Annotated in this window: 26 protein-coding genes and 1 pseudogene; 6 read left to right on the top strand and 21 right to left on the bottom strand. The window is 64.1% G+C overall.

Annotated features, from left to right (window positions below):
• Nucleotides 1–310, bottom strand: a 310-nt coding sequence (locus tag AB8998_RS30760) for a hypothetical protein (RefSeq protein WP_369742068.1), incomplete at its 3' end; no start/stop codon positions are given.
• Nucleotides 311–462: 152 nt separating this feature from the next.
• Here AB8998_RS30760 and AB8998_RS30755 point away from each other — a divergent pair.
• Both AB8998_RS30755 and AB8998_RS30750 read left to right on the top strand, forming a co-directional pair.
• Nucleotides 463–750 (top strand): hypothetical protein, encoded by a 288-nt coding sequence (locus tag AB8998_RS30755; RefSeq protein ID WP_369742067.1) that lies wholly within the window; start codon nucleotides 463–465, stop codon nucleotides 748–750.
• 75 nt (nucleotides 751–825) lie between these two features.
• Nucleotides 826–1,476, top strand: coding sequence for a hypothetical protein (locus tag AB8998_RS30750; protein WP_369742066.1), 651 nt, complete (start codon nucleotides 826–828; stop codon nucleotides 1,474–1,476).
• 23 nt (nucleotides 1,477–1,499) lie between these two features.
• On the opposite strand, the gene AB8998_RS31650 is transcribed toward AB8998_RS30750, so the two are convergent.
• Nucleotides 1,500–1,676: a zinc finger domain-containing protein gene (locus AB8998_RS31650; RefSeq protein WP_420492659.1), complete on the bottom strand. Its 177-nt coding sequence runs from the start codon at nucleotides 1,674–1,676 to the stop codon at nucleotides 1,500–1,502.
• A gap of 175 nt (nucleotides 1,677–1,851) precedes the next feature.
• A complete protein-coding gene (locus AB8998_RS30745; protein ID WP_369742077.1) occupies nucleotides 1,852–2,430 on the bottom strand; it encodes a hypothetical protein in 579 nt (192 codons plus the stop codon).
• 319 nt (nucleotides 2,431–2,749) lie between these two features.
• On the opposite strand from AB8998_RS30745, the gene AB8998_RS30740 reads away from it, so the two are divergent.
• Together AB8998_RS30740 and AB8998_RS30735 are read left to right on the top strand one after the other, a co-directional pair.
• Nucleotides 2,750–3,340, top strand: a complete 591-nt coding sequence (locus AB8998_RS30740) for a 3'-5' exonuclease family protein (RefSeq protein ID WP_101930886.1) — start codon at nucleotides 2,750–2,752, stop codon at nucleotides 3,338–3,340.
• A 798-nt stretch (nucleotides 3,341–4,138) separates the two neighbouring features.
• On the top strand, nucleotides 4,139–4,564 hold the full coding sequence (locus AB8998_RS30735; RefSeq protein WP_369742065.1) for a hypothetical protein: 426 nt from the start codon (nucleotides 4,139–4,141) through the stop codon (nucleotides 4,562–4,564).
• A 967-nt stretch (nucleotides 4,565–5,531) separates the two neighbouring features.
• Here the strand turns inward: AB8998_RS30735 and AB8998_RS30730 are convergent.
• On the bottom strand, nucleotides 5,532–5,786 hold the full coding sequence (locus AB8998_RS30730) for a hypothetical protein (protein ID WP_101930888.1): 255 nt from the start codon (nucleotides 5,784–5,786) through the stop codon (nucleotides 5,532–5,534).
• A 203-nt stretch (nucleotides 5,787–5,989) separates the two neighbouring features.
• Here AB8998_RS30730 and AB8998_RS30725 point away from each other — a divergent pair, with 203 nt between their 5' ends.
• Nucleotides 5,990–6,553, top strand: coding sequence for a hypothetical protein (locus tag AB8998_RS30725; RefSeq protein WP_180844026.1), 564 nt, complete (start codon nucleotides 5,990–5,992; stop codon nucleotides 6,551–6,553).
• Between the two features lie 15 nt (nucleotides 6,554–6,568).
• Here the strand turns inward: AB8998_RS30725 and AB8998_RS30720 are convergent, their stop codons facing one another.
• Together AB8998_RS30720 and AB8998_RS30715 are read right to left on the bottom strand one after the other, a co-directional pair.
• Nucleotides 6,569–7,603 carry an FtsK/SpoIIIE domain-containing protein gene (locus AB8998_RS30720; protein ID WP_369742064.1) on the bottom strand — a complete coding sequence of 345 codons (1,035 nt, stop codon included), beginning with the start codon at nucleotides 7,601–7,603 and terminating at the stop codon, nucleotides 6,569–6,571.
• A 226-nt stretch (nucleotides 7,604–7,829) separates the two neighbouring features.
• Nucleotides 7,830–8,162, bottom strand: coding sequence for a hypothetical protein (locus tag AB8998_RS30715; protein WP_033721404.1), 333 nt, complete (start codon nucleotides 8,160–8,162; stop codon nucleotides 7,830–7,832).
• A 96-nt stretch (nucleotides 8,163–8,258) separates the two neighbouring features.
• Here AB8998_RS30715 and AB8998_RS30710 point away from each other — a divergent pair.
• A protein-coding gene (locus AB8998_RS30710; protein WP_369737281.1) for an IS3 family transposase occupies nucleotides 8,259–9,694 on the top strand; the annotation gives its coding sequence in 2 pieces (ribosomal slippage) (nucleotides 8,259–8,619 and nucleotides 8,619–9,694; 1,437 coding nt in all).
• A gap of 89 nt (nucleotides 9,695–9,783) precedes the next feature.
• Here the strand turns inward: AB8998_RS30710 and AB8998_RS30705 are convergent.
• The 15 genes and pseudogenes from AB8998_RS30705 to AB8998_RS30635 all read right to left on the bottom strand — a co-directional run bounded on the left by AB8998_RS30705 (nucleotide 9,784) and on the right by AB8998_RS30635 (nucleotide 25,778).
• On the bottom strand, nucleotides 9,784–10,491 hold the full coding sequence (locus tag AB8998_RS30705; RefSeq protein ID WP_369742076.1) for a hypothetical protein: 708 nt from the start codon (nucleotides 10,489–10,491) through the stop codon (nucleotides 9,784–9,786).
• Nucleotides 10,492–10,493: 2 nt separating this feature from the next.
• Complete coding sequence (locus tag AB8998_RS30700) at nucleotides 10,494–12,260, bottom strand: hypothetical protein (protein ID WP_369742063.1); 1,767 nt, start codon at nucleotides 12,258–12,260, stop codon at nucleotides 10,494–10,496.
• A gap of 128 nt (nucleotides 12,261–12,388) precedes the next feature.
• The gene (locus AB8998_RS30695) at nucleotides 12,389–12,682 is read right to left on the bottom strand and encodes a hypothetical protein (protein WP_369742062.1); all 294 of its coding nucleotides are present in this window, start codon (nucleotides 12,680–12,682) and stop codon (nucleotides 12,389–12,391) included.
• A gap of 81 nt (nucleotides 12,683–12,763) precedes the next feature.
• On the bottom strand, nucleotides 12,764–13,528 hold the full coding sequence (locus AB8998_RS30690) for an HNH endonuclease family protein (protein ID WP_369742061.1): 765 nt from the start codon (nucleotides 13,526–13,528) through the stop codon (nucleotides 12,764–12,766).
• Nucleotides 13,529–13,644: 116 nt separating this feature from the next.
• Nucleotides 13,645–15,023: pseudogene (gene dnaB / locus AB8998_RS30685) on the bottom strand (replicative DNA helicase).
• Between the two features lie 8 nt (nucleotides 15,024–15,031).
• Nucleotides 15,032–16,249 carry a hypothetical protein gene (locus AB8998_RS30680; RefSeq protein WP_369742060.1) on the bottom strand — a complete coding sequence of 406 codons (1,218 nt, stop codon included), beginning with the start codon at nucleotides 16,247–16,249 and terminating at the stop codon, nucleotides 15,032–15,034.
• Between the two features lie 542 nt (nucleotides 16,250–16,791).
• Nucleotides 16,792–17,814, bottom strand: coding sequence for an alpha/beta fold hydrolase (locus AB8998_RS30675; RefSeq protein WP_369742075.1), 1,023 nt, complete (start codon nucleotides 17,812–17,814; stop codon nucleotides 16,792–16,794).
• 53 nt (nucleotides 17,815–17,867) lie between these two features.
• The gene (locus AB8998_RS30670) at nucleotides 17,868–20,936 is read right to left on the bottom strand and encodes a DEAD/DEAH box helicase (protein ID WP_369742059.1); all 3,069 of its coding nucleotides are present in this window, start codon (nucleotides 20,934–20,936) and stop codon (nucleotides 17,868–17,870) included.
• Nucleotides 20,937–21,204: 268 nt separating this feature from the next.
• The gene (locus AB8998_RS30665) at nucleotides 21,205–22,131 is read right to left on the bottom strand and encodes an NUMOD4 domain-containing protein (RefSeq protein ID WP_369742058.1); all 927 of its coding nucleotides are present in this window, start codon (nucleotides 22,129–22,131) and stop codon (nucleotides 21,205–21,207) included.
• Nucleotides 22,132–22,159: 28 nt separating this feature from the next.
• On the bottom strand, nucleotides 22,160–22,786 hold the full coding sequence (locus AB8998_RS30660) for a DUF1643 domain-containing protein (protein WP_369742057.1): 627 nt from the start codon (nucleotides 22,784–22,786) through the stop codon (nucleotides 22,160–22,162).
• On the bottom strand, nucleotides 22,783–23,121 hold the full coding sequence (locus tag AB8998_RS30655; RefSeq protein ID WP_369742056.1) for a hypothetical protein: 339 nt from the start codon (nucleotides 23,119–23,121) through the stop codon (nucleotides 22,783–22,785). The genes AB8998_RS30660 and AB8998_RS30655 overlap by 4 nt, the downstream gene beginning before the upstream one ends.
• On the bottom strand, nucleotides 23,118–23,693 hold the full coding sequence (locus AB8998_RS30650; RefSeq protein WP_369742055.1) for a transcription elongation factor NusA: 576 nt from the start codon (nucleotides 23,691–23,693) through the stop codon (nucleotides 23,118–23,120). The genes AB8998_RS30655 and AB8998_RS30650 overlap by 4 nt, the downstream gene beginning before the upstream one ends.
• Nucleotides 23,690–24,034 carry a hypothetical protein gene (locus AB8998_RS30645; protein ID WP_369742054.1) on the bottom strand — a complete coding sequence of 115 codons (345 nt, stop codon included), beginning with the start codon at nucleotides 24,032–24,034 and terminating at the stop codon, nucleotides 23,690–23,692. Before AB8998_RS30645 ends, AB8998_RS30650 begins: the two co-directional genes overlap by 4 nt.
• 33 nt (nucleotides 24,035–24,067) lie before the next feature.
• Complete coding sequence (locus AB8998_RS30640) at nucleotides 24,068–24,730, bottom strand: WhiB family transcriptional regulator (RefSeq protein ID WP_369742053.1); 663 nt, start codon at nucleotides 24,728–24,730, stop codon at nucleotides 24,068–24,070.
• 343 nt (nucleotides 24,731–25,073) lie between these two features.
• Nucleotides 25,074–25,778: a helix-turn-helix domain-containing protein gene (locus tag AB8998_RS30635; RefSeq protein ID WP_029371740.1), complete on the bottom strand. Its 705-nt coding sequence runs from the start codon at nucleotides 25,776–25,778 to the stop codon at nucleotides 25,074–25,076.
• Nucleotides 25,779–25,828: the final 50 nt, after the last annotated feature.

The raw sequence follows: 25,828 nt of genomic DNA, 5'->3' as shown, positions 1-25,828 counted from the left end.
CCGCCGGCGTTGCCGGCGAGCGCAACCGGCGGCTCACGCCGCCTTGCTCGTGCTCCATGGTCGAGTTCTGTTGTGCGCCTTGCGTTTTCGTCGTCACCGGCTCGTTTCCGCTCGGGCTTCGCCCTTCGCTCTGTCGGATCGAATCTCTTTGCATACCAATCACTTTCACTACCCGCGTGGTCGCGACTTCGTCGCTAGCCAATGTCGTTATTCTACAGTCTGTTTCGTGGCTCCGCTCGGCTTCGCCGCGCTTAACATCAATACTACCAACACTTTTCGTGATATCGCAATGCCAATCCTCATCACTCAATACCCGTTCATACCAACCGAATACGACACCACACCAACGCGGCGGGGCTCACGCCCCACCGCCCAACCCCTGCCGCCCTTACCCCTCAATCCAACAACACACACCACACCTGATGTTGAATCCGACGGCCCACACCCCGCACACTCAACACCATGCGACTGCTCGTCCTCGCCGACACCGAACCTCCCTGGACCTCCATCCCCCACGCCATCACCACCCACCACGCCGACACCCTCATCACCGCAGGAGACCTCAACCACACCTGGCTCAACAACGCCCACATCACCCACGCACCCGTACCCACCATCGGCATCTACGGCAACCACGACAACGGCACCTACCTCACCACCCTGGGCATCACCAACCTCCACCTCACCCCCACCACCATCAACAACACAACGCCTGGCATACAACAAGATTCATGCACGATGGGAGGATGAGCGCGCAGGCTCGGTGACGCCGTGTCACTGCCGAGCGTGCACTCCTCTTGCAAACAGTGAGCCGACGACCCGACGATGGAACGCGTGATTGACCAGGCCGAAGTGTGGATACAGCGTGCACGTCAGCTCTTAGGCACCTCAGTACCGCCAGAAGTCCCCCCGCCAGGCTATGAGCCGGCGCCGCAGCATCCCGACGCGTGGACCGGTGAGGCCAGCGATCAGGCGCGTGACCTTGACGAGACACTTGCTCAGCGGCGCCAGAGTTTGCGATCCGCCCACTCCTCAGTCGCGGATACGGTGCGCCAGGCCAACCTGCTCACCCAGAAGGCTCAGGGTGAGCTGGCGGCCGTCGAGCAGGCTTGGCAGCGGGATAAAGCGGCATTTGCACACATATCGGGCACCGCCGAAGGCCGAGCAGCACTATTGCGGGCCGCGCAGTCACGGATCAATGAGGCGAGCGAGGTCGTCAGGGACGCTGCCGCACAGTTCCAATTGGTCGCCGCCCAGGTGCATACGGCCACAAGCAGCGTCGCAGCGCTCGATACCTACGCATCGACCGATGCCTCGCACATTCAGAACGTTAGCGCGGAAGCGCTTGGCGTGCGATCAATTCCGCCGAAAACCGGCGACGACTGGGATCACATCGAGGAGATCCTGGAGCACTGGAACCGCACGAGCAACGCCGGCCTGCCGGCCATGCCCGATCCTTGGCCCCCCGAATTCTAAGGCCGCTCCACCCCAATCGTTGTTCAGCAGTTAGAGACGCGCATCCGCTCGACGATGTCGCGCCGAACCGCTTCCCCGCCGCGCCAGGCCCGCAGCCGGCCGACGTGGTACTCGTCCTCCCCGCCGCAGGTTAAGCCGGGCGGAGCCTCACACACTGGGCACTCGATCCCATACGGCACGCCCACCCCCGGAACCCCCATGCTCGTCCACGACCTTTCGAATCTTCCCGGGCCGACCCTGCTGGCCTGCCCCAACACCGTTCATACTAATGAGCCCCACCGACAGAACCGCCCGGCGATCGGACCGGCGAGGCTCCCTTCTGCTTGTCACGCAACGTGATTCACTCGGTGTAGCCGGGCTTACCGGGCGCACTGTTCACCACACCGCTGGGGGTGCGAAGTATTCTGCGTCCGGATCCTCCTCATCGGCGTCAGTCACCCGAAGCACGCCGCGCTCCACGAACTCGCACCCATCGTCATCGAGGCTTGCCAACTCGTTGGCCAAATCGCAGCGCTCCGGCTGGAAATCCCGTGGCACGTTGACCCGAACCTCGTGGTGAGACTCCTCTACAAACCCAATCACGACTGTTTTCCACAGTTCTTCACCGTCGATTCCGTGGCGAGCACCATCGAGGTAGGCATCCAGGTCTGACAACCTCAACGTAAAGTCGCCCCGGTTGTTCAGCCCGGCCCCAAACACTCGGCGCGGCAACAATGGCACCGCCGCAGCAAGGCTCGCATTGCCCTCAAACCGTCCACCAACCGGAGCAAGGTTCCCCGACACATCCACCGACAGCCAGCTCCGTTCGTTGGCCACCATCCATGACCGCACAACGACGGCTGCCCGGCGCTCGATGCGCCTCAGTACCCGATCACGATCACCAAGCAGCGCGCTTAACTGCTCATCGTCGACTTCACCGTCGTCGTGGCGAGGCTCCGCGCCATCGCTAGTCATCACCACGGCCCAATTCTGGCTGCTCCAACACTGCTGCCCTCATGGCCAACACAACCCTCCAAACTGAACGGGCCCACCCCGACTGGCGTGCCCTTACAACATCTGATTCTACCGATGACGACCGACACATCACTCGGCTCAAACAGGTGTGCCCTCAATGCAATACGGCACACCCCCTCCCCAACCCAGCGGCGGGGGGGAGCCATCATCGGGATTGCTTGTCGGTGCTCGTTGCGATACTTGAAAAGCAGCCGACGGGAGCCACACCCAACGAGCTTCAAGAGACAACAGACGAAGCCCATGAGAGGGGGATCAGACGATGTGGGACGCGGTGGTATTCCTCGACACCGAGACGACTGGCAAGGGACCGCGTCGCCGAGCATGGGAGATCGCCATGATCCGACGCGACGCCACCGGCGACCGTGAAATCACGCTCTACGTCGACGTCGCAGACCTGGACTTGCCTCACGCGGATCCCAAGGCGTTGGCGATCGGCCGCTTCGACCAGCGTCATCCCCAGCGCGATGGCGTCCTGACGACGCCCAACGCTCACCTACTGCCGGCCGCTACGGCGGCCGCGGTCGTCCAGCGTTGGACCGCCGGCGCCCGGGTATTCGGGGTGGTGCCCTCGTTCGACACCGGCTGCCTGGAAGCGCTGCTGGAGCGCCATGACCGGACGCCGCGATGGCACTACCAGCCCTGGGACATCGCTGTTCTGGCCACCGGCTACCTCATTGCCCGCCAGATCCCTGTTCAGCGATCGGCAGAAGCGACGTCGCGGGCCTGCGGAGTCGCCACACCAGGCCCTCACGAGCGTCACACCGCACTTGGCGACGCGCGGTGGGTCCGGCGCCTGCACGACCGGATCTTCGCGGAAGCGACCTACCCGCAGCCCTGCGTTGCAGCCTGAGATCGTCGACCACCTCATCACTGCCCGGCGACGGCTGGCTCGGCATGCTGCTCCCAGCAGCGATCGCAGACGTATGCCCGGTGAGTCGGCAGGAATGGCCGGCGCACTGGGTGAGGGCCGCAACACACCACGCAGGAGTCTCCTGAACCTGCAGCGGCGCGGACAGCCGTTGTTCGGCCCAACCCGGTTGACGCTCCCTGCGTGACAACGGTGAATCGGTCGCTCTCACGACTGCGGTCGGCGGTGGCGGAAATGACCCGGCGGACGGCCGTGGCCTGGTCTTGGCCCGTAGTTGTGCAGGCTTGTGGAGTGCTCTTGTCGGCCCGTCTGGGCAAGAGCCGCAGCCTCGATGCCAAGAACGCCCCTGGGCTGGTGATTTCGTTCGGCCATGACCATCCTCGGGCCCGCATATCGCGGTTGAGTGCTTCGGTGACGGCGCGAGCTGACCAGACCCCCGGGTCGATCCCAGCTGACGAGATTGCATCGCAAATTGCCCCGATATGTCCCTGATCAAGGCCCCGACACAACGGGTCACGACGACCGGCCGGGGTGACGAGCTCGGCTGCAAGGCGCTGCAAGGCCAAAGGCCGCGGCGCAGTCCGTGTCGGGGGTTTGTTTTTCTTCGTAGGGGGATGAACTTTCTTGGCGGGCGCGTCTGCGCGCGCCTTTGGTGAGTTCGAACTAACTGGACTTAACCGCCTATCCCTTCGGGATGGCGGTAGGTGGACAAACTCCACAGGCCGGCCGATCTCTGTGGACTCCACTTTGCGGCTCACCAGATGCCAGATCGAGGGCCGGTTGCCACGGCTTGCCGTCGAACTGGACCCGTGGCCGCGCGCTGCTTCCACCGCCCAACCGGCCGCGCCCAGAACCTTCCACGCCCTGGTAACCGTCCTGGGGTCGCAGCCGGCCGCTTCCGCCACCCGTACTCGCGTCACCGCTGCATTGCGGCCGGTGCCGTGGTCGGCGAACTGCGCCCAGGCCTTCGCCACGGCAGCCAGTGTCGAGCTGGTGATCGAGACGTTCGTCGAAGCACACACAGCCTCTAGTTCATCGCTTTGCGCCCATGCTTCGACGCCGCCGACCCAGCCGGCGCGCGACGTCCACATCGGCGTCGACGGGGCAGTCTCGCCGGCGCGCTGCACCCAGTTCCGCCGTTGCTCGCGGTTCCTGATGCGGCGCAACCGCTGTTGGACCGCAGTCGATTGGCAGTGTTCGGCGTAGTCGCCTGCGGCTCGCCCAAGCGGGCTCGGGGCCGAGCCAATTCTGAGATCACGGTTTCGCGCGGTGCCTAGACGGTGTCGAGGGTATGCACTACCGTGAGACGAGTCCTGATACGACATCGTCCCTTCCAAGGGGCACTGGGTGCGGACCTGGATCTGAGCGCCAACTCAGATCGAACCCTTGACGCGGCCCCGCTTTCGAGCGGGGCCTTCGTCATGTCACAGTGGTTGGCCCACACCGATATTCACGATTTCTGGCGTTGGCCCACTCGCTCGAAGAGTCGCTGGTGGGCTCTGCACGGCTTAGGCCATCACGGGGCGCCCCCTCTCGCGCGGCAGGGACTGTGCCGCGGAACGTTCGCCCGCAGAGGGGTTGCCGGCAGGCCGGGTTGCCTGGGATGTGCGGTACCTGTGTGATGTCAGGGATCTAGTTGGGCGGCATACGTTTCCGCCGTCGATTGCGCCGAACGGCGCAGGCCGGTCAGATAGTGAGCTAGCGGTGCGGACGCGTATCGCGGACATCATCGACAGATCCGCCGCGTGTCGGCTCGATCTACCAAGATCTGCACGCAGACATGCAGTATCCTGAGACGTGTCATCAGACAGTCCCTTCCTAGGGGGATGGCACGCATGACAAACCCAAGGGTCGAGTGACAGCTCGACTCCGACGTAGCCCTCGGTAGCCGCCGGGGGCTTGCGTCGTTCTAGTGGGAAATCCGCGTGAAAAGTGTTACGAGAACACCTGATTCGAATGCGGCGTGTGCATCGATGGGCGCTCGCAGATGATGGCCGTTGGCCAGGAGTTCGACTGCCGCGGCATGGGCGGCCTCAGCGCATGGAACCTCCTTTCAGCAGGTGTGACTGCTGGGAATCGTCCCACGCGCATCATGGTTAACCATGCCGCGACACGCGCATGGTTAACCATTGCCCCGTCGATACGACGGAGTGGCGGTGCTTATCCGATCACATCAGCCTGCGAGGCTAGTTCCTTCCATGTGCTCGTCGTACTCGTCGAACACGGGCTGTAGGTAGTCCCGGATGAAGTACTGCGCCGTCTTCTTCTTGCACTGGTCGGCCTTCCATTCCAGTGCAAGACGTTGACGTCCGGTTAGGCGCAGCCCCATGAGCTCGTCGAGCTCGCGGCTCTCGACCCGTGGCTCCCTCGGCGCGGCCTGACGAGGTGCGCGATCCTTGCGCTGTCGAGCCGCTCGCGAGGATGCCATTACCTGCTCCTAAATACGCTCAGTGCTCTACACGCCGCCGCCTGACACTGTAACCCGCAATGCCCTTAACTGCCCTTAGATGCACACTGAAGGTTGCTCGTGTCGCACGGGCCGCCGTCTTCTAAGATCAGTGAAGTACATATTGGTGCATCTTGGGACGTTGCGGGCTACCTTTCGAGGACGATCGACATCCAGGAAGGGGGTTGTACACCGTGTCCGATGGACTCAAGTACCCCCCTGACGGCGTCGAAACAGCTCCCACCAGCCGTGACGTTGTCGGGCTGAGGGAAGCTGCCAGGCTGCTCGGCAAGGATCCCAGGACCGTACGTAATGCGATCGTCGCCGGCCGGATTCGTGGCGGCGCTGAGCCGTATCCCCAGCGCTTGCGCTGGTATGTCTACCCAGACCAGCTCCCCAACCATCCATCAGAGCAGGTGGGCCAGGCCCCGGGCGGTCTGGCCGGAGCTGCGGGCGCCGGCGACCCGGAATCGACTACGCGTCTCATCGCCGAACAGCAGGCCCTTATCGCTGATCAACGCGCCCAGATCGTGGCCTTGGAGCACAACAACCGGCTTCTGTCCACGGCCGTCGATGACCTCCTGGACGCACTGGAGGAGTACAAGGCCGGCGGCAACAGCTACCGGGAAGCTGCCGGCCACTTCCAGTCCGCGGCCGACGGAATCGCCTCGTCACTGCGCAAGCATCGTGACGCGCTCGCCCAGTACACCACCCCTGGTCACCTTGGCGACTTGATCACGCCGGACTAGCACCTCCGGCGGGCGTTAGTCCGCCGTTGTGGCTGCCACCGTGAGCTGTCGGCCAACCGACTCGATCACCGAGTCGGAGAGCGGCGGAAACATACGGAATGCCACCGGGTCATTGCTGGAAGACGTAGCGAGGAACCCATGGCCCGGACCGGTCAGGAAGTATGCTGCGTCGGCACCGAGCAGGTACCGCGAAACCTGGCCTGTGATCGTTTTGAAGACGATTCTGTAGGTGGAGTTTTCGAGAATTCGCCACATGTAGCCCCGCTGGAGATCCTGCGCGGAGACCAAGACGCGCACGCCCAGCTCTCGTCCGTGGCGTAGCACGTGGAACACGGCCGCGGCCGTTGGCTCGTCCTGGGGTAGCTCGTCGACCATGATCACCGTATAGGGCATCGGCGGCAGCTTGGCGCCGGCGTCTCGTGCCTTGTGGTAGGCGTGGGCGTCGCGGAACCTTCGGCCGGTGAGTTCCATGCCGGCGTCGGTCAGCGCCTGGCTGCGCTGCTCGATCAGGCGGTCCAGTGTCTGCGCGATGTCGCCCGCCTCAGGTTCGCTGCCAGCCTCGCCCGCGGGCTGGATGGTGACGTGGGGGTAGTTAGCGAACGCGTCAAGCGCCGATTCTTTGTACCCACTCACCGGGATTACTTGAAGAATTTCGGGCGAATGCAGTGCGCATAGCCCTAATACCATCGACTGCAGGGCTGTGGATTTGCCACTTCCGGTCATTCCGATCATCACTCCGTGTGGCCCGTCGCCGCCGAGCGGCGCGTCTTTAAGATCCAGCCAGACCGGGTTTCCCTCGGGCGTCAGGCCAAGAGGGGTACCCAGCAGCATCTGCCGGGTCGCGCCAGCCGGTCGACGGCGTGGCTCCCACAGCGCCTCGACGTCGAGGCTGTCAGGGTTCTCGATACCAAGCGCAGACAAAAGCGTGTCAGCATTCACTCTGCTTTGCGCGTCGTACTCGCGATCGACCTCGCGCCTGGCGCGGGTGTAAGAGACACCGTTGGCGATCTGTTGGCGGCGAGCCTTCTTCTTCCACGAGTTGTTAGTCATCGCGAGAGTCACATCCCATCCAAAGTCGTTGTCGCAGCAGCCCACATCTGCGTTGCGACAGTCTCTGAAGGGTTGGTGCGCGGAACCCCGTGGGTCTTGTCCCGATCGCTCGTGAACGAATCGATGTGGGCGATCCGTCGTTTGTCGGGATTCCGGCCGCCGCGACAGCGGCACAAGTCTCAGCATAAACACCCCGGATGCCACCTACCAGAGGGCCCGCGGACCGCTATTGGAATCTGTCGGGCTGCCCTTCCCGTTCAGCGACAGCCTGTGTGAACACACCGGCAGCGTCCGAGGACATCCCGAGCATCTCCCCGAGGGCCTGGTTGCGAGACTCGACCGCTGACGCGCCGTCGCCCTGCGCGAGGAGCTTCACGGTCTTGCCGCCATCCTGGACAAACATCTTCCAGGAGTCGGCCCAATATTCGGTATAGGTGTTGTCGGCGATGATGACGACCCGGGTGACATCCTCGAACGCCTGATCGCCCATGTTCGTGCGGTCGTGTTCCCGCTTCTTGTCGGCAAGAACGTCTTCCCAGTCAGGTACCTGCTCAGCCACGCTGTCTGTCTCCCCCTGTGTGACAGGGTTAAGTGAGACAGCAGCAGTAGCCAATCATCGCTACAGGGCGAGACAGGATCACCATTTTCCGTGACTATGACGATCGCATCCCTGGACGGGTGCAGTGATAATGACCAAGTGGACAACGTGCCCGATCCAGGTGCTCGGGCGCGGCGGCGCACGTTCACCGCCGAGTACAAGGCCCGCATCCTCGACGAGTACGACGCGCTGTCGGTGGGCTCGTCGGAGCGTGGTGCGTTGCTGCGCCGTGAAGGCCTGTACAGCTCGCATATCGCCGAATGGCGAAAGGCCCGTGATGCCGGCGCTCGGGAGGGTTTGTCGGCGAAGGGCAAGCCGAAGCGCAGCGCTGAGCAGGTCGAGTTGGACAAGCTGCGGCGGCGCACCACGCAACTGCAGGCTGAGCTGGATCGGACCAAGCTAGCGCTGGAGATCACGGGAAAAGCACACGCGCTCTTGGAGATGCTCTCCGAGAGCGCGGATTTCGAGCCGAAGTCCAAGCCGTGATCGGCGAGCACCTGCCCGACCTGGAGGCCGCAACCAGCACCAAACGGGCGTGCGAATTGCTGGGTGCATCGCGGGCCACGCTCCACCGCCACCGCAACCCACCACCACGGCCGGCACGGCGGGTGCGGCCCGAGCCACTGAACAAGCTCACCGAGGCCGAACGCCAGCAGATTCTGACGGTGCTGCGCTCAGAGCAGTACTGCGATCTGGCGCCGGCGCAGGTGTGGGCGCGACTGCTTGATGATGGTGTCTACCTGTGCTCGATTCGCACCATGTACCGGCTACTGGCCATTGCCGGGGAGAACCGCGAGCGGCGTCGCCAGCGCACCCATCCGGCGCGCAAGAAACCCGAGCTGATCGCTAACGCACCAAACCGGGTCTGGTCCTGGGATATAACGAAATTGCAAGGGCCACAACGGGGTATCTTCTATCAACTCTATGTGATTATCGACATCTTCTCGCGCTACGTCGTCGGCTGGATCATCGCAGAAGTTGAGGACGGTGAGTTGGCCAAAGCATTTATCGCCGACACCATGGCCCGTCACGGCATCGCCCGCGGCCAGTTGGCCTTGCACGCTGATCGCGGCACCTCGATGACCTCCAAGCCGGTCGCCCAGTTGCTGATCGACCTGGGGGTGGACCGCAGCCACAGCCGCCCGCACGTGTCCAACGACAATCCCTACTCGGAGGCTAATTTCAAGACCCTCAAGTACTGCCCGGCGTTCCCGGGCCGGTTCGGCTCGATCGAAGATGCCCGCGCCTTCTGCACGACATTCTTCGATTACTACAACCATGAGCATCGCCACAGCGGCGTGGGCCTACACACCGTTGCATCGGTGCACTACGGCACCGCAAACGAGATCCAGGCCCAACGTGCCGCCACGCTGGATGCGGCCTACGCCGCTAACCCCGCTAGATTCCGGCACCGACGGCCCGCTCCACCGAAGCTGCCCACCGTCGCCTGGATCAACCAACCAACCCCGGAAGCACTCATCAAATCCGCGTAAGAAACTGTCTCACCGACCTTGACACGTTCCGTCCCTCACCTTCCGGGGGCGGGCTCATTCCGCCCAGTAGTTATGTCTCGGGCCTGAATTCAGATCTCGTCGACGATGTATCCGACCTGGTAGGTCGCCGGCAAGTTGGACCACGTCGGGATGATGATCTGCATCGCGATCTCCTCCCCGAGCAGCTCCTTCAGCTTTTCCTCGTCCCCGTCGAAGAACGCTTGCATCAGCTCTCCTGCGGGATCCACCGTGATGGTGTCGTAGTCCGCGTCGGGGTTGGTTGGGATGTCCTTCGGATATTCCTTGCCGTTGATCACCACAAACCCCTTCACCCTGATCCGTACGACGATCCCGGCGGCTGGGATCGGGGGCGCGCCTCGGCGCCTCCCTATCGGCAGTTCTGCGTCGGGATCTGGTGAGTCCCGCCACCGCCGTACCTGTCCTTCGCTCGCGCCGATCTGGCGGGCGAGGTTTTCGATCCCTCCGGCCCTGTCGATCGCCGCCCATCTGTCCAGCCACGCCTTGTCCACGCCGGGGGGCGGATCATCCTGTCGAGCGCGTCGGGCGATCGTCCGCTCCGATAGCGGCTTCTTGCCTGTGTGTTGGGCGACGCGACGAGACATTTCGCGGCGAGCTCGACGACCGGCTTCGGCCCTCTGTAGGCGCTCTGGTAGCAGCCGCCATCCCGCACCGAGCTCGTTGAACCGGCGCTGCGTCAGGGCATCCAGCGCGTCGCGGAAGCCCTCTCCTTCGGGTTCGGGCTGGGAACTGTCACCAGGCAGATCCCAGAACTCCATGCTCACGAGTCGTCGGCTTCAGCGTCCAGTGGGCCGTCAGGGGTCTCTGCGGCGGGTGGAAGGGCTTTGAGCCGGTAGCTGCCGTTTTTACGGAGACCAGTCTTCTCGTCGAGCGGATCCTCCAACTGGTGCCGTTTGAACCCTTCTGGCACGCGGTAGAACCACGCGTCGACCATGCACTCGGTGGGGTAGAGGTTGAAGTCACGCGCGATACGGCACGCGTATCGCATCGCGCGCCACCGCGTGAGCCCCTCGATCGCGCCGAACCATGCCGGCTGCTGTAGCTGCAGATATGGATAGCTCCAGGCGCTATCCCCCACAGCGGCGCACCGGCCGAACACACTCTTGTACAGCGCCTGACACATCTGCTGATAGTCCAGCCGGTCTGCGGCCCGCGCCTCAGCAAGCTTGGTGCGCAACAGGATGGCGAACTGCTTGAGCCACTGGTGCTGTTCTGGCCACACGTAGGCAACATGGAAGTCGATCTCAGCGACGGTCAGCCCGGCACCACCGTTTTCCACTGGGGCGAGCAGCTGCTGAATGTCGATGGTGGTCGCGGGGAAAGTTGCTTCCTTCGTCCAGGACATACCCGGGTGCGGTACCGGCAGTTTCGGGGAGATCCCGTCGCACTTGTTCGCCGGCGGCACCGTGATCTGGGCTACCAGAAAAGGTGGCCGCTGCTGGTCAAACCACGCGGGATCGGGAGTCACGAATTCTGGTGTCCCCCAACCGAGATAGACACCCTCAGCGGAGGGCAGATACGCGGCCTGCTGATCGACCTCGACGTCGACGCCCGGACTGTTGGCCCGGTGCTTGCGGTTCCAGCTGTCTTTAGTCCACCAGGCGTACGGCAGATTGCCGCTCTTGGACAGCCGTGACGGCAGTGGGCACGGCACGAGCTTCGCGCCGGGGTCGTTCTTGATGGTTGGGCGGGCCTTGCCCATCCGCACCCTGGCGATCTTGCCGCCGACGCGAGACCATCGCGGCCCCGGCAGTGCGCCTTCAAGCCCGTACAGCCAGGCGATGCGATCGCCCAGCAGATGTGCTGCCTCGGCTTCATCTGCCGGCAGGATCGTCGGTGTTCCGACAATGCCCAGCACCCCGCGGTCGTCGGGCCGTGACTTCGAGGGCTCGGAGTGTGTGTAGGGCATCAGGACGACGTCGACTTTGCGGTCCGGCCAGTTCGTCGGATCCGGCGTCGGAAACGCGCAGGTGAAGAAGCCGGATTTCTGGTAGGTGACATCGCAGCCGAAGAAGTCCCCCACGATGTCCTCGAGTTTGGCGGTCGAGCCAGGGCCCGGTACCGGGAAGTCGAGCTCGCGCAGCGCCTGCCCGGTGATCCAGATCTGTGGGTCGGCCTCGCCCTCTCCGGATGCCCACGGATACTTGACGGCCAGCTTCAGCAGATTGCCGGGCTCACCGAGCGGGGGCTTGACCACCGCGCCGGCGGGATTCACGATGCCGAATGTTGTGACGATGAGCACGCGATCGTCGGCCCCGGAGTACTCCACATCGTCCCACTGCCGGCTGCGTAGTGGCCAGGCATCTGCTCGCCCGGGCGTGTGGTGGCCGGCGGGCTCGTCGTCGACTTCATCAGCAGGTGCGGCCGCGGAGTTGCGCACGCCGGCCAGGTAGTTCTGTACCGTCGTGTCCCACCAACCGCGGACCCCTCCCTGGTCGGGATCACCGGTGACGACGTCGTGTTCCGGGAAATCCGCCGGCATGCCCTTGCCGAGTCGGCTGACGATCTGCTGGCGCGACAGCGCCAACAGCGGGCCGTCCGCGCTCTGGTGGCACTTCTCGTCGATGATCCAGTTCAGCAGGTCGGCGATTTCGCCATCCGGGTCATCGCGCAGCTGCCAGGTTGTCCCGTCACGCGTGATCGCATAATTACTCATCACTTAGTGGCCTCTCCTCGTGTGGGGGCGCGTGGTGGTGGTGGCACCTGGTCGGCGAGCCCGGCGGCAAGTTGTCCAAGCCGCCACTTCCTGCGCAGGTTCTCGACGGCTGTCGCGGTGCGCCCTACCTGGACCGCGGCTTCTGGCACGCTCAGTGAGAGATCCAGCGCCACGCGCGCGTCGGTGATCGTCCAGCGCATCTTCGTGTTGAGCGCGGTCGACGCCGTCCGTTCGGCGCGCCGACTGGTGTAGCTGCGCCGCTCGGCCGGGGTGCGTTTCGGTGCCTCTGGCATGGATGGACCCTCCTGCGGCTGCCATGGTCAACGATGCCCTCACTCTAAGCACGTGGTGACAATGAGGCCTCGGACGGTGGATCACGCCGCGCCTCCGGTGATCGCCGGGCACTGTCGGACCGCGATGTCGTGATCGTTCGTGGTGATATTCAGGTCATAGGTCACCGCCACCGCGAGGTACCGCGCGATGTAGGTGCACTGGAAGTCTCGGTTCGGGGGTAACCACTCAAGCCCTGAATCGGACTTGTCGCGGTTGGCCGGACCTGAGACTGCGAACAGATTCACGGGGTCGTTAGCAAGCGCCACCCGCTTGGCCTCATCCCAGAGGGATGCGCCGGCGTCCCAGCTGCGCCCGAGGGCGAACACGTGGTCGAGCTGCACAGCGGACGGGTCGCGACCGGCGTCGTAGGCGATGACCTGGCCAGTGTAGGGATCATGCAGAGTGCCCGAAAGTACCTTGCAATTATGGGTATTCGGCTTCACGATGACATCGGTCAACTGAGCCTGCAGGATGCGCGAGCGGGTGTCACAGCCAGAGTGATTTTGCGGATCATTCCACGCCGGTCCAAACGAGCAGGCCTGCCCACGCTTACAACCACGTTCGTATCCGGGCACGTTTGGCAAACCGTGCACGACGTGAGCGTGGTCGAGGAGGCCGGCGATGACGTTGCCCGTCTCGGACGGGTCCAGGGGCGTTGTTGCGGCCGGGGCCGCGGTGGAGTCGATCGTCGCCCACATCGACTTCAGCGCCGAGGTGAACGACTCGGCTGACCAAGGATGCCCGACAGCGGCCGCCGCCGCGATCGCCACGACGCCCAGAACAAGAACTCGCCGAACGACTTTCATTTAAATCCCTCGTTCTTCCGTGCGGCCTATGCCTGTGCCGCCAGGCAACGTTTTCAGTTCCGCGGTTGTGACTAAGTGTAGCACTCAATCTACCTACGTAAACAGATTGAGGGGATCTAGGCTGGTCGCGCCATGTCGACAAAACGGGATAGATGCAGCTGGTGCGCGACGGTCACCGTCCGCGTGGGCCCGTTTCGATGTTTTGCCAGAATCAGGTCTGCTTCACCGCCCCGGGGATCGTCGCGCTCGAACGCATCGGGGCGATGCAACAGGATCACCATGTCGGCATCCTGTTCCTGGCTCCCACTTTCGCGAAGATCGGACAGTTGCGGCTTCTTGTCAGCCCGCTGCTCGGGCCCGCGGTTAAGTTGACTGAGCGCCACGACGGGCACCTCAAGCTCCTTTGCCAGCAACTTGAGGGAACGGGAGAATTCAGAGACTTCCTGCTGCCGGGACTCATAGGGCTTGCCTGAGGTCATCAGCTGCAGATAGTCGATGACAATCATCCGCAACTCAGCCTTCTGCTTGAGTCGGCGCGCCTTGGCCCGGATCTCCATCATCGTGAGATTGGGCGAATCGTCGATGTAGAGGGGTGACTCGCTGATTTCCCCAAGCCGACGCGCCATTTGGGCCCAGTCGTTGTCGCTCATCTTCCCCGACCGAATGTCCTGCAGCTTGATACGCGCCTCAGCAGACAGCAGCCGCATCACGATCTCGGACTTACTCATCTCAAGCGAAAAGATGACACTGGCCATCTGTGCTTGATGCTGCACGATCGCAGAAAATCCAGTGCCAGAGTCGATTTCCCGAGACCAGGACGGCCGGCGACGATCACAAACTGACCAGGGTGCAAACCGTTTGTGACATCGTCCAGGTCAACGAAACCGGTCGGAACACCGCGGCTGTTCGCACCGGAAGCGATCGCGTCGATCTCATCAAGAGTCGGCCCCACGAGATCTTCAAGGGCAACGCAGTCGTCACTGCGTCGCTGTTCGGTGACGTCGTAGACTTCGGCTTGGGCGCGGTCCACCACCTCAGCGACGTCCGCTCCGTCAACGCCTGCATATCCGTATTGCACGATGCGGGTGCCCGCCTCGACCAGCCGCCGCAGCACCGCCTTTTCCGCTACGAGGTCGGCGTAGTAACCCGAATTCGCGGCCGTCGGCACCGTGGCGATCAGTGTGTGCAGATACGGTGCGCCACCGATGCGTCGCAGGACGCCACGCCGATCGAGCTCGGCGGCCACGGTCACCGCATCCGCCGGTTCACCACGGCCGTAGAGGTCCAAAATCGCATCAAATATCACCTGGTGCGCGGGCCGATACAAGTCTCCCGGCCGCATCCTCTCCAGCACGTCAGCGATCGCATCCTTGCTGAGCAGCATGCCGCCCAGAACTGACTGTTCTGCGGCCTCATCCTGCGGAGGCAGCCGTGTCTCACCCTCAGTTGGCCCGGGCGTCGATCGCTTCCCTGACCGTGCCGGTCTTTCCTGCATGGTTGTCATCACGCGACCGCCTCGAATTCGTCAGCGGCAGTATCGAACTCGGCCTTGACGCCATCCCAGCACGCATCGCACACCGGCAGAGGTAACGGCATATTCGACCGCAATACCCCAGGCCGGGAATCACATTTGACGCAGCAGCCGGCAACAACCAGCTCCGCCACCAGGCCGCTGAGCGCAGGCGCCGGTGCCGACACCTCGATCGGTGTCCCGCCAGACGCGGCTTTGCTTGCGAGCACATCATCGGCCCACCGGATCAACGCAATCTTGAGATCCACACCAGGAAACAGCCTGCTCGCACGCCGACCCGCTCCAGCTAGTGCGGCAACTGGCATGTCGACAGCGCTGCATCCGAAGAACGCCGAATGGGCGCGCAGCAGCCGCGATCGTTCGGTGTCGGTGGTGACGGCGCACACCTGCTCGTACCAGCGTGCGTCTCGCGCGTCGGCGGCGCGGCGGCACGCCTGTGATTCACGCCGGTCCCACGCGGCCTGCAGGGGCCGCAGCCGCGGCCCTGACCCGATCAGGTTCTGCGTCAGGCGCCACATGGCCAACTTCCACGGTCGCTGCAGTCCTGCCGGGGGTTGGGCACCGAGAACAGCAAGGATCTGCTGTGGGGTGAAACCACGAGATAACCGCACCCGGATCGCAGCACCGAGCTTCCACCGCAGATGTGAAGGAAGCTGCTGCAGCATCGTTGGCATTTCGCGAAGGACATAGCGAACCTCGTCCGGGCGAACGTCTACCTCAGTCGGTCGGGCGGAGTGATCGGCGGCGGCGCCACGGGAGCTGCGGAGGGTAGGGAGGTTAGATTTTTGGCTTATAGAGGGATGCGGGTCGGAAAAGGTGACGGATTTGGTGATGACGTGGCCCTGGGCGTCCCGCTGCAGGGGCTCAATGTCGTGAAGAAACCGCGGGTGAATTGCGACGCCAGCAAACGCCCCGCGGCCCTGTGCAGGGCGGTAAGTGACAAGTTCGAGGGCGGCCAGTCCAGCCAATGCGCGGCCTACCGTCTTGAGGTGGTAGCAGCGGCCGCCACGCGAGGTGATCTCTTGGGCGAGTTGTGTGAGTCGCATTCTGTCGTCGGTGACCCTGGACCACCGTTCGCACAGCATCGCCAGCACCGCGGCGAGCACCAGCTGCGGCGCACCCCTCAGGCCCTGGGTGGCGGCGTCACTTTGCACTCTGCTGATGACGCGTTGAGCATCAGCGAACAGCACCCGTTCGCGATCGCCACTTGGGCGGCCGAGGCCGGTATTCGGCCGGCAGCCGACAGTGGTATTTGCGCGGGAAGGAGTCTGGTGACCGCGGTGTTGGTCTGCAACACACGAGCCTCCAGCTGGTCTTGCCCCTGTTTGAGACAGCAAGCTAGTATGAGAGCTACCTGGCACGGTATTCCCTTCACATTGAGGGGACCCGAGATCGAAGTTGGTCCTTCGGTCTCACGCGAGAGAGAGTCGGAGTTGGTCCTCCGCGGATCTCGTTTCTTCTGAATCGGAGCCCCCCTTTTGGGGGTATCTCTGTCCTCGTCGAGTCCCGGTATGGAGTTGTCAGCAAACGGCCCTCACGGGCCTGGCTAGGTGGCGATCGGCAGCTCCTCTCCCCCGCCGGCGGTGAATGAGCGGCGGGAATCAGCGCGATGAGATCGGGCGCCGAATGCAGGGGGCCACATAGCTGGCCCTGGGCGCCAGCGCGCCACTGCGGCTTGAGTCGTCGCAGCGCCTGGTCGAGGAGCTCGCGTATCTCTCATGCGGTGTTGCCATTACGCACGGGCCTCCGCCAGACGCGGTGATGGTGCGGAAACCAGCCGCTGGCCCTCGGCGATCACGTCTGTGATGACCGCCGCGATCGCTGCGTCGAGCTCTTCGTGGGCCTGTTGAACCATGTGCCCGCAGTGCGGCAGGTGTAGATGACGGCTGCCGGGGATCCTCGCGGCGATGTCCTCCGCGAGTACGGCGGGCGTGAGCAGGTCGGCGCCGCCGCTGATCACGACAGTCTTAGCCCGGATAGAACCCAGCGTGGAGTACTGGTCAAACTGCGCCAGTGCCGGCAAGAATCCAACGGCAGTGCGCAGTGACGTCGTCGCCAGAGCGTCAGCGGCTACTGCGGCCAACGCGCACCCGGAACGTGAACCGTGCCAATGAGATACACCTCGGCAGACGGGACCGGCCAACAGCCTCCGCAACGGCTGTAGCGTCGGGCCTGGAGCGCTCTGAAGGAGTCGAAGCAGCGTCGACACCGCGGGTGCCGTCAAGAGTTGGCCAAGCCCGAACTGGGTGAGGTGCCCGGCTGCGGTCGCAGCGAGGACTAGGCCGTCGACCCGCCGTGTGTCAGGACTCGCATGGCGGGCGCAATGAGTGAGGGCGGCCATGGCGCCCATGGAGTGACCGATTACCACGACTGAACCGGTTGGGGCTACCGCGTGTAGGACCGTATTGAGGTCATCAGCGAGACGGTCGATGGTATAGCTGTCGGACGCGGCGGCCATCGACCGTCCGTGGCCGCGATGGTCATAGCCCACGGCTTGCACCATCGGCCCGAAACTGTCTACTACAGAATCAATCTGGAGGGCCCAAGACACTTGGGAGAGGCATAGCCCGTGGAGAAACACCACGGTGCAGGGGGCGCTGCGCGGGCCGTGCACCGTGAGGTGAAGTGTTACCCCGTCGTCGGTTCGCACAGACAGCTGCCGTGGTTCCCGGCGCGACCGCGCCACCTCGGCCGCTGAGCCCACTGCCCTGTCGCCGTGGCTCCCTGCTGGCAACGGCGCGACCGCGGTCTGCATCGGCAGCACTTGAGCCGCCCCGATATCAGCAGTAGTCACCGCCCCTGCTCCTCTCATGACGCGACTTGCGCCTCAGCAATATCGTTGTCCGCCAACGCAGTAACTACATCCACCGGCAGACCGCTACGCTGGGCGACTCGGTCGATGCGGTAGCCCTGTTCCAGCAGCGAACGCGCCCAGGAATAGGAATCCGGATCGCCGGCCTGCGATGAGGTGGCCTCCTGGGCGAGTACTTCACTCAGCGTGGGCACCGGCTGACGGAACCTCTTGGCGGGCGCGCGACGTGTCCCGAGGCGCTCCGCGAGATTTGCGATGCGCTCGGCGCTAGCGGCTGTGATCGTGTCGCGGCGGAGCTGCAGGGACGCGCCGAGGCCAGCTTCACGGGCGATCCACGACTTCGGCCAGTTCCGCGCGATCATGTCGTCGAGCAGCTCCCAGGTGGGGGCAGCATCGACGCGGGTACCGGGTGCGGCCGCCGTGCGCACGGCGTTCAAAGTGGCCGCCAGGATCACCGCCTCGGTCTCCGGGAGAATGCGTTTCGTCTCCGCGGACAGGATCTCGACGATCGTTTTGACGTTGAGGTTGCAGGCCCGCGCCAAGGCTTTCTGGGCGGCCCCGGCGGCCACTAGTCGTTCGAGGTGCGTCCGAGCGGATCCTGCATCAACCAGATCCGTGGTAGGTCCGCCGGCGGCGGCGCGGGCGGCACGTTCGGCCTCCTTGGCGCGGTTGGCGTCCGTGCATTCTTGGCATGTGCAGCCCTTGACGTACCCGGTGCGCGTGCCGTGACGGACGTCGCCGATATCACGCAGAACACGCGGGGTGGGCTGACGTTCCCACTGCCAGCCTGAGACTGCGGCGAGCAGGCGGGCACGTTCAGCGACCATATGGCCATGCCGGTACAGATGCCGTTGCCGCGTGCACCAGTCATACAGCGGGAGGGAGAAATCGGGGAGATCCTCGTAGTGCGAATATGGTGGGCGGCAGTGACCTTCGCGTGCCACAAACTGGCGCAACGCTTCCAAACCGAGCAGCCACAGGGTGGCACCGCGGTACCAACGCAGAGCCCCCTCGGCCGCGCGCGACGGTGTGACGCACTCAATCTCATCGAGCAGACCCTGCGGCAGGGCGCCGGTAACGCGGCGCCTGCGGACGGTATTGAGCCACTGACCGAGTGCAACGCCGTCCTCGACCACATCGGCCGGCGGATTCGCGTGCCCCTTCCACGCCACGTATTCACCGAGCATGTCAACCGCGCGGGCATCCTCGACGGAGACGACGCTCCAGGACCAACCGGGGATCTCATCGAGGCGCAAGCGCCGACGGTCATCGAGTTCCCCACGCCGGGCCAACTGTCGCTGCCACGCGCACCACCGGCCAACCGTGGTCACCGCCGAACGATGCTCGACTCGCCGCAGGGCAACCTGAGCGACCTGCGGATCCTCAACGCCCAGACCCTGGCCAGCAACGGCCAGATCGTGGACCTGCCTCCACTGATCTAACCAGCGCTGTTCAACCAGATCCCATGTCCACCCTGGAAGGGAGGACAGCTGATTGACGCGCTCGGGAGCAAGCATTCCGCGCCGGTAGGCCCGCCGCTGACGTTCGCACCACTCCCCCAGCCGTGTACCACGACCCGGGCGCGCATGGCCGTGCTCGGCAATGAACTGGTGCACCTCAGAGAGCACCAAATCCCATGCTGGCGAGATGAATTCGACAACGCGGGCGTGGAACCGCTCCGGTTCGGCCAGAGAATGAAGGTCAAACTCAATGTGAGAGCCGCGCGACCCGTCACAGTCTCCGCGCCTCGACCGCTGCCGTGTGATCTCACAGATCTCGGCGCGCAGCCGCGAATCCATGCTGCGCAGCCCGCGCAGGATTCGCCAGACCGCAGCGAAATCGCCGCTCGACAGAACCGTGTCATCGTCAAGTCCTGCAGGAACACATACCGGGATCATCACCATCCCGACGGTCTTGCCCGGCGCGGTGCGCAGCGCGCGTCCCACCGACTGGATGACGTCGACGTCGGAGTTCTTCGGGTCGGCGAAGAGCACCCCATCGACGGCGGGAATGTCAACCCCGACGCTCAGGCACCGTGCGCTGCTGATCACGATGAGCTGATCAGGACGCGCCGACGACAGCAGCTCCAACGCGTCCTCACGCTGGGTCGTGGGGTCTACCCCGGCGACGGAGCGGGCCACCACGGTGCGGCCGTCTTCGAGACGATGCCCGTCGATCGCATCGGCGAAGGCACGGGCCTTGGCCACGCGGCCGTGAAAGCTCAGCACACTGGCGACACCTTGACGGGCCGCAACTGCCAGGGCAGCGATGGGATCAGGTGTGACCCCTGCCTGGGGTGTTTCATAGACCATTACCCGGTAATCGACCAGGAGGCCGCGCGCAATCGCTTCGGCGAAGTCGAGCCGATAAGCCACTGGCCCGAAAAGCGCAGCGTCGTCCATTGACAGTGGTGATGAATCCTCCTGCGCTACATATCCGTTGGAGGAAACAACAGGGGTGGCGGTCATAAACACGCGGCGCTTGGCTGGCAACTTGTCGTCGAGAGCGACGCGGAAGTCCTCCCGCGACTGCCCCGCCAGGGTGTGCGCTTCGTCTGCGATCACGATGTCAATGACCACCTTCGCCGAGCGGGCAGCCTCGGCGACGACGTGCAACGAGTGATAGGTCGAGAAGATCACCAATGGCTGCAGGGCGCTGTGCCCGGATAGCCGGGCGGCGACCACCGCAGCGTCGGTTGTCACCCGCGCGCGAAGCCGTGTCCAGAAGGACTCGGAAATGTCTTGTCCGTCACCATCAGCCCGTTCGCTCACGCCGTCTGCGGTGCTCGGGTCCGAGCACGTGATGAGTGCCTGGAATGGCCAGCCGCCACCCGATCTCCACTCGCGCACCGTCTGGGCAACCAGACTCAGCGAGGGCACCACCACGACGGAGACGGCGGCGCCAACGCGCTCGGCGTACCAGCGGCCGACGAGCGTCTTTCCAGTCCCGCACGCCATCACCAGCTGCGCCCGGTCATGCCCCTGTAGAGCGCTGTCCAACGCCGAGAGCGCCTCGACTTGGTGGTCCCTAGGCGCCCGGATCGCTGATGTCTGCATGGCTTTCATGACCACGCACCGCGATAAGGCTGGCCAAGACTGTGGTCGACGAGGGGTACCGCAGGTTCACATCCGCAACGCGTGGCATGGGTCAAGGCATCTAGGACAGCAACCGAGCGCAGCAGGCGTCGGCGAGACGTCCATCGTCGGCATGTGCAGTGGCCGCGCCACCGCCATCCCCATCGCGATACCGACACCACACCGTCGGAGGGCGAGCTCTCGGAAACCTCATGGGCTTCGTGCCGTTCGAGGCCCAGTCGATGGGTGTGAGGCATCGTCATGCCGCCCCCCGGTCCGAGTGTGAGGCCGCGGCGATCGCGCTGTCGAAGAGGGTGCAGATCTGATCACGCGTCGCACCCAAGTTGAACTCCATCAGGCCTTTTCCGTCAGGAATGACGGCGTGCAGTGCTTCGATCACCCGACGGTGCGGTAGCCGGAGTCCGGTCGCCTTCCATGCCTCACTGATGCATTCGTAGACGTTGAAGCGCTGCCAATGCCACGACTGGGCGGCGACCGCGCGTGCGTGGCTCAGTACGTCGACGAGCGCATCTCTGATGTCGGCGTCGGGAACATCAGGTGCCGCGGCCGGAGCAGCGGGTGGTGGTACTCGCGAAGCGGTGCGACGCTGAGCTAGCAGGGTGCGTGCGGCGTTCAGGCACATCTCCAAATCGGCGACGGAGCCGCCTACCGGAACGGCCTGAGTGGGGATGACCAGAGTCGCCCCGGCGAGATCGACCGCCCAGCCCCTAAATTCGACGCGGGTCACTCGGTGCTTGGTTATCGGGTCCGCGGCGACGCGGACCTGCACGTCACCTCTGGGCGCCGCGGCGGGCTGGTCCATCGGGCCTTGATCTCCACTGTTGAGGCTTAAAGGACCGTTGGTGCGAGGCGCCCACATCAGGTTGGTCAGACGTACGTCGTTGCGCCGGCCGTTCTTGGGGCGCGCCACATGGCCTTCTGGTGCCGGGCCAACGAATGTTTCCAGGACCAGCGCTGCGATAGGGCGGCGTTTCTCGGACCCATTCCGAAACAGCGAGACCTGTGGATACTCGTCGCTCTTGATCGGTGTCAGCAGGGCCAGGCGTGTAAGAGACCACACCCGCCCGTAGTCGGAGATCTCGTAGAGGCCTTCATATCCGAGGACTGGGCGCCAGATCTCACGGATATTTGTAAGTGGCGGAGGGCATTTCGTCTCAACGGTCATGTAATTCGCACCCCTCTTCGGCGACGGTTCAAGCGACCAGATGATGGGTATCGGCGAGTAGGCCCGACCAGCGCGGATCGACATCGCCAAAATCGGTGTGGGCATGCGCGGTGACCGTGGACAGCACGGTGTGAGGACAGGCGAGGCCAGGGCGGTGTCGATCCGGCAAACCACAGGGCTGGCCTTCGGCGGTCCAGCCCACGACTGCGACCGCGGCGCTGGTTTCCTGGCAGATCTGCCAGATCCGGCTGGCCACCGCATTGGCCCTGGCGGCCGCAGCGTCCCCACCCCACGCGAAGACGATGACGTCGTGGCAGTAGGCCGCCCGCTCGATCCACCAGTCGTTGTCCGGGCCCACCGGATCGGAGGTACTCGTCAACAAGTGCCCGTCGTCAGCGGCAACCGCGGCATACAGGCAAAGCGATGTGTAGCCGCCGTAGCCAAATCCACGAGCGAACGCCGCCGCGCGGCGGGAGGCGTCGTCGTCGTGGTGCTCGTTGGCCCCCGAGGGCCGCAATTCGATGATCATCAGGGACGGCCCGTCATCCCAGCGTCGGTGCAATCGGTATCGGTAGGACCGATCAGCCGAGAACTGGGCCCCTCCCGACCCCGTGCCGTGCCACGTCGGTAGATGCAGGTCCAGGGACAGTGTCATGACGCCACCGCCACTGGGGGGAGGATGTGCGGGCAGGCCGGTGCCGCGGGTCCGTGAGAATGTTCCTGGGAGCACGCGGCCTCATCGGCGCAGCAGATCGCGCACACATGGAACAAGAGCCCTCGCTCGCAGGTGAGGCCCACCCCGTCAATGACGAAATGGGTTTCCATATAGTCGATCTCGGCCGGATCGCACCGGCACTGTTCATAGACGCCGACCAGATCATGAAGTGCCCGAGCCGAGATGGCGTCCGTGTGCGTGCCGTAAGCGCCATGCTCTGCTTCGGTGGTCCGACTGATCAACGTCGGTTCGGTCTGAGTGTTTGGGAATGTCACAACGAGCTCCTTACTGCGTGGCCGGAAAGGGTCGATGACTCCCACACCGACACTCCAGCTGCGCTGTCGAATCGTGGATGGATGTGCCGGCGGGCAGTGCAGCGCGCCGTACAGATGGCGATACGCCAACCGGTCAGATCGCTGGCCAAACGCACATTGCGCGCGTCGCGCCCGATGGCTGTGGCGAAATTGTGGACGGACACGATGACGCGGATATCGCGTGAGGCGGTGGAGACAATGTCGGCCGACTCAATCTCGACGGCGAGCGCGTTGACGACATATTGGACGGGGTCGGAGTCGTAATTGACGACCGAGATGCGTTCACCAGGAATCAGGGCTTCCACTTCGTGGACGCGAACACCCCGTTGCCCAATGCACGTCGAGGCAGCGTTAATGCCACCAACCGTGGCCGTCACCGCGACCTTTGCGTAGCGCCCGGGGTCGCGAACCGCATCGACCACTCGAATAGCACCGTTGGCGACCTCAGGGATACGGCGTGCGAACAAGGCGGAGAAGAACGCGCGGTCGGATCCGATGCTGTCGCGGTATGCGGGATCTCGGAAACTGGTCATGAGATGAACCTCTCGATAGCCGCGGCGGGGTGGCTGTTCGTGCTGGCGTTGTTGACCCAATAGACCGAACGTCCTCGGCTCGCGACGCGCTGCGCCTGACCACGACGCTCCAGGGTGACGAGGAGCCGATAGGTGCCCTCGACAAGCAGGTCGGAGAAGCCGTGTTCGCTAGCCCGGTGGCGAAGCTCTGCTGTGGAGACCGCGCGATCAGTGGACCGCAGCTGCACCGCAAGAAAGTCCCGCAACGCTGCGGTCGTTAAACCCATTGGTAATCGCCGCGTTTCGGCGTCGAAGCGCAGATGTGGCGCCGGGTCGTTAGGAGATACGCTCATGGAAGACAAGGCCGATCTGTATGGGCGGCGAAGAGGAATGCGTTATCCGGCGTGGGCGGGCGAAAGGTGACCGAATGCCAACGCCAGCTGAACCGGCGAGTTGGAGCACTGGCGCACCAGCGTGTGCCGATTGGTCAGCGAGATGACCGCGGACTGGTCGTCGCGGATGTCGTCATCTTCGTCGAGGTCGTCGTCATCGCACACGGATTCCGGCGCTGGCGTGATGTCTGGCTTGATGTGGATGTCGTCGCGTGCGATTCCGTCGACGATGGTGCCCTCAAGGGCGGGATCTTCGACCCGTTCACCCGCCAGCACAGCAGAGGTTTCAGGGCCAGGCGAGAGGGGAGGGCCCATTTCCTGGCCGGCGATGATTGCCAGCTGCGCCCGACTGACCTCCAGGCCTGGACCGGGGGCGAGCCGGTAACCGGCCCAGATGCCGAACTCGGCGTCGGTCTTCAAAGCTTTGATGGCGCACTGTCTTTGGAAGAAGCATCCCCAGCAGGCGGCCATGGCCTCGGGATTGGGCTTCTGCTCGTCGGGATGCCAAAGTTCTGGGTCGTAATAGCAGGGTGTGGGCCGCTCAGGTTCGTCGTGAAGTTTCGGAAGAACCGCCTGATGAGGACGACCTGGTGGGCGTCCACGGCCTCCGGGGTGTCCTGATGCCCTCGGTGGGGCCTGTTCCGGGGCGAGTCGGGAAATAGACACAGAACTACTCCTCAAAGGTGTGACGAGTGTGGGAACTCACCGGCAGTGGATGAGCGAGCGCAGCAACGACCCACGCAACGGTGGTAGGTGGTTCGCGATGCCGCGAAAAGAAAGCCTGTTGCCCGTGCGCGCCGGAGGCACTACAGGGCCGAAAGGTGAAGTTACGGAACCAAAGTGGCGAATTGGGCGCTGTGCGAGTTGTAGTCGCCGGAGCCGGCTCCGCCGGGTGCAGTTACTGGTAAGTCCTCAGGGGTGGCTCCCTTCGTTCCGGGTAGGCCCCAGTGGTAATGCGGGGCGGCCTGACAGAGTCAAAGTAACATGGAGTCTCTACTTGCGACAACATTTACTTTGAAATTGCCGCCTCGTGTACTTCTGCCAACCGTCCGACCAGGCGAACAGCCCTCGGACGTGTCTCTGGCGCTAGCTGGGGAATCAAAGTAGACAAAAGCGTCAGCGCTTGTTCTGCGCGTTCGCGGATCTCGGTATCCATCTGATCGCGGGCCGCCGGGGGGAGCGACTCGGCCATGGCTGCCGCGCTGGCGGCGAAGCCTAAGACCGTCTCGGCGAGGGTCTCGGCCAAGGACAAGGTCTCGTTGGCCGAGGTGGTGGTCGGTGCGGCCGCGGGCGGCGCCGATCCCAGCACTGCACGCAGCTGATCATCAGATATGCCGAACAATTGAGCCATCCGCGGCACAAGTGCGGCCCCCGGCGGGTACTTACCCAGCTCCCACCCGGACACGGCCGACGGCGTAACTCCCAGCTCGTGGGCGAGGGCGGCCTGAGTCAAACCAGCGGCAACGCGGTAGTGCTTGAGCTCCCACTGCTGTCGGGGCGGCATTTCCAGGAAATCGGCCAGACTGCCACCGAAGAAATCCACCATCCGGATCAACAACTTCATCGACGGGGTGGATCGGCCGTTGAGCAGACTGCTCAACGTTGTCGGGGTAACGCCCAGCTCGGCCGCGATGGCCTTCTTCGTCGTCCCAGCCTGCTCGCACGCACGGCGAAACGCCTTGGCGGAAAAGAAGTCTGCGGTGTTGTCAGCCATCGCCATCCGAATCCAGAGGCCGCGGCATTACACACCAGATCGCGCTATCC

The sequence above is a fragment of the Mycobacterium sp. HUMS_12744610 genome (assembly GCF_041206865.1).
Taxonomy (GTDB): Bacteria; Actinomycetota; Actinomycetes; order Mycobacteriales; family Mycobacteriaceae; genus Mycobacterium; species Mycobacterium servetii.
This window is presented reverse-complemented; position numbering and strand designations above follow the sequence as displayed.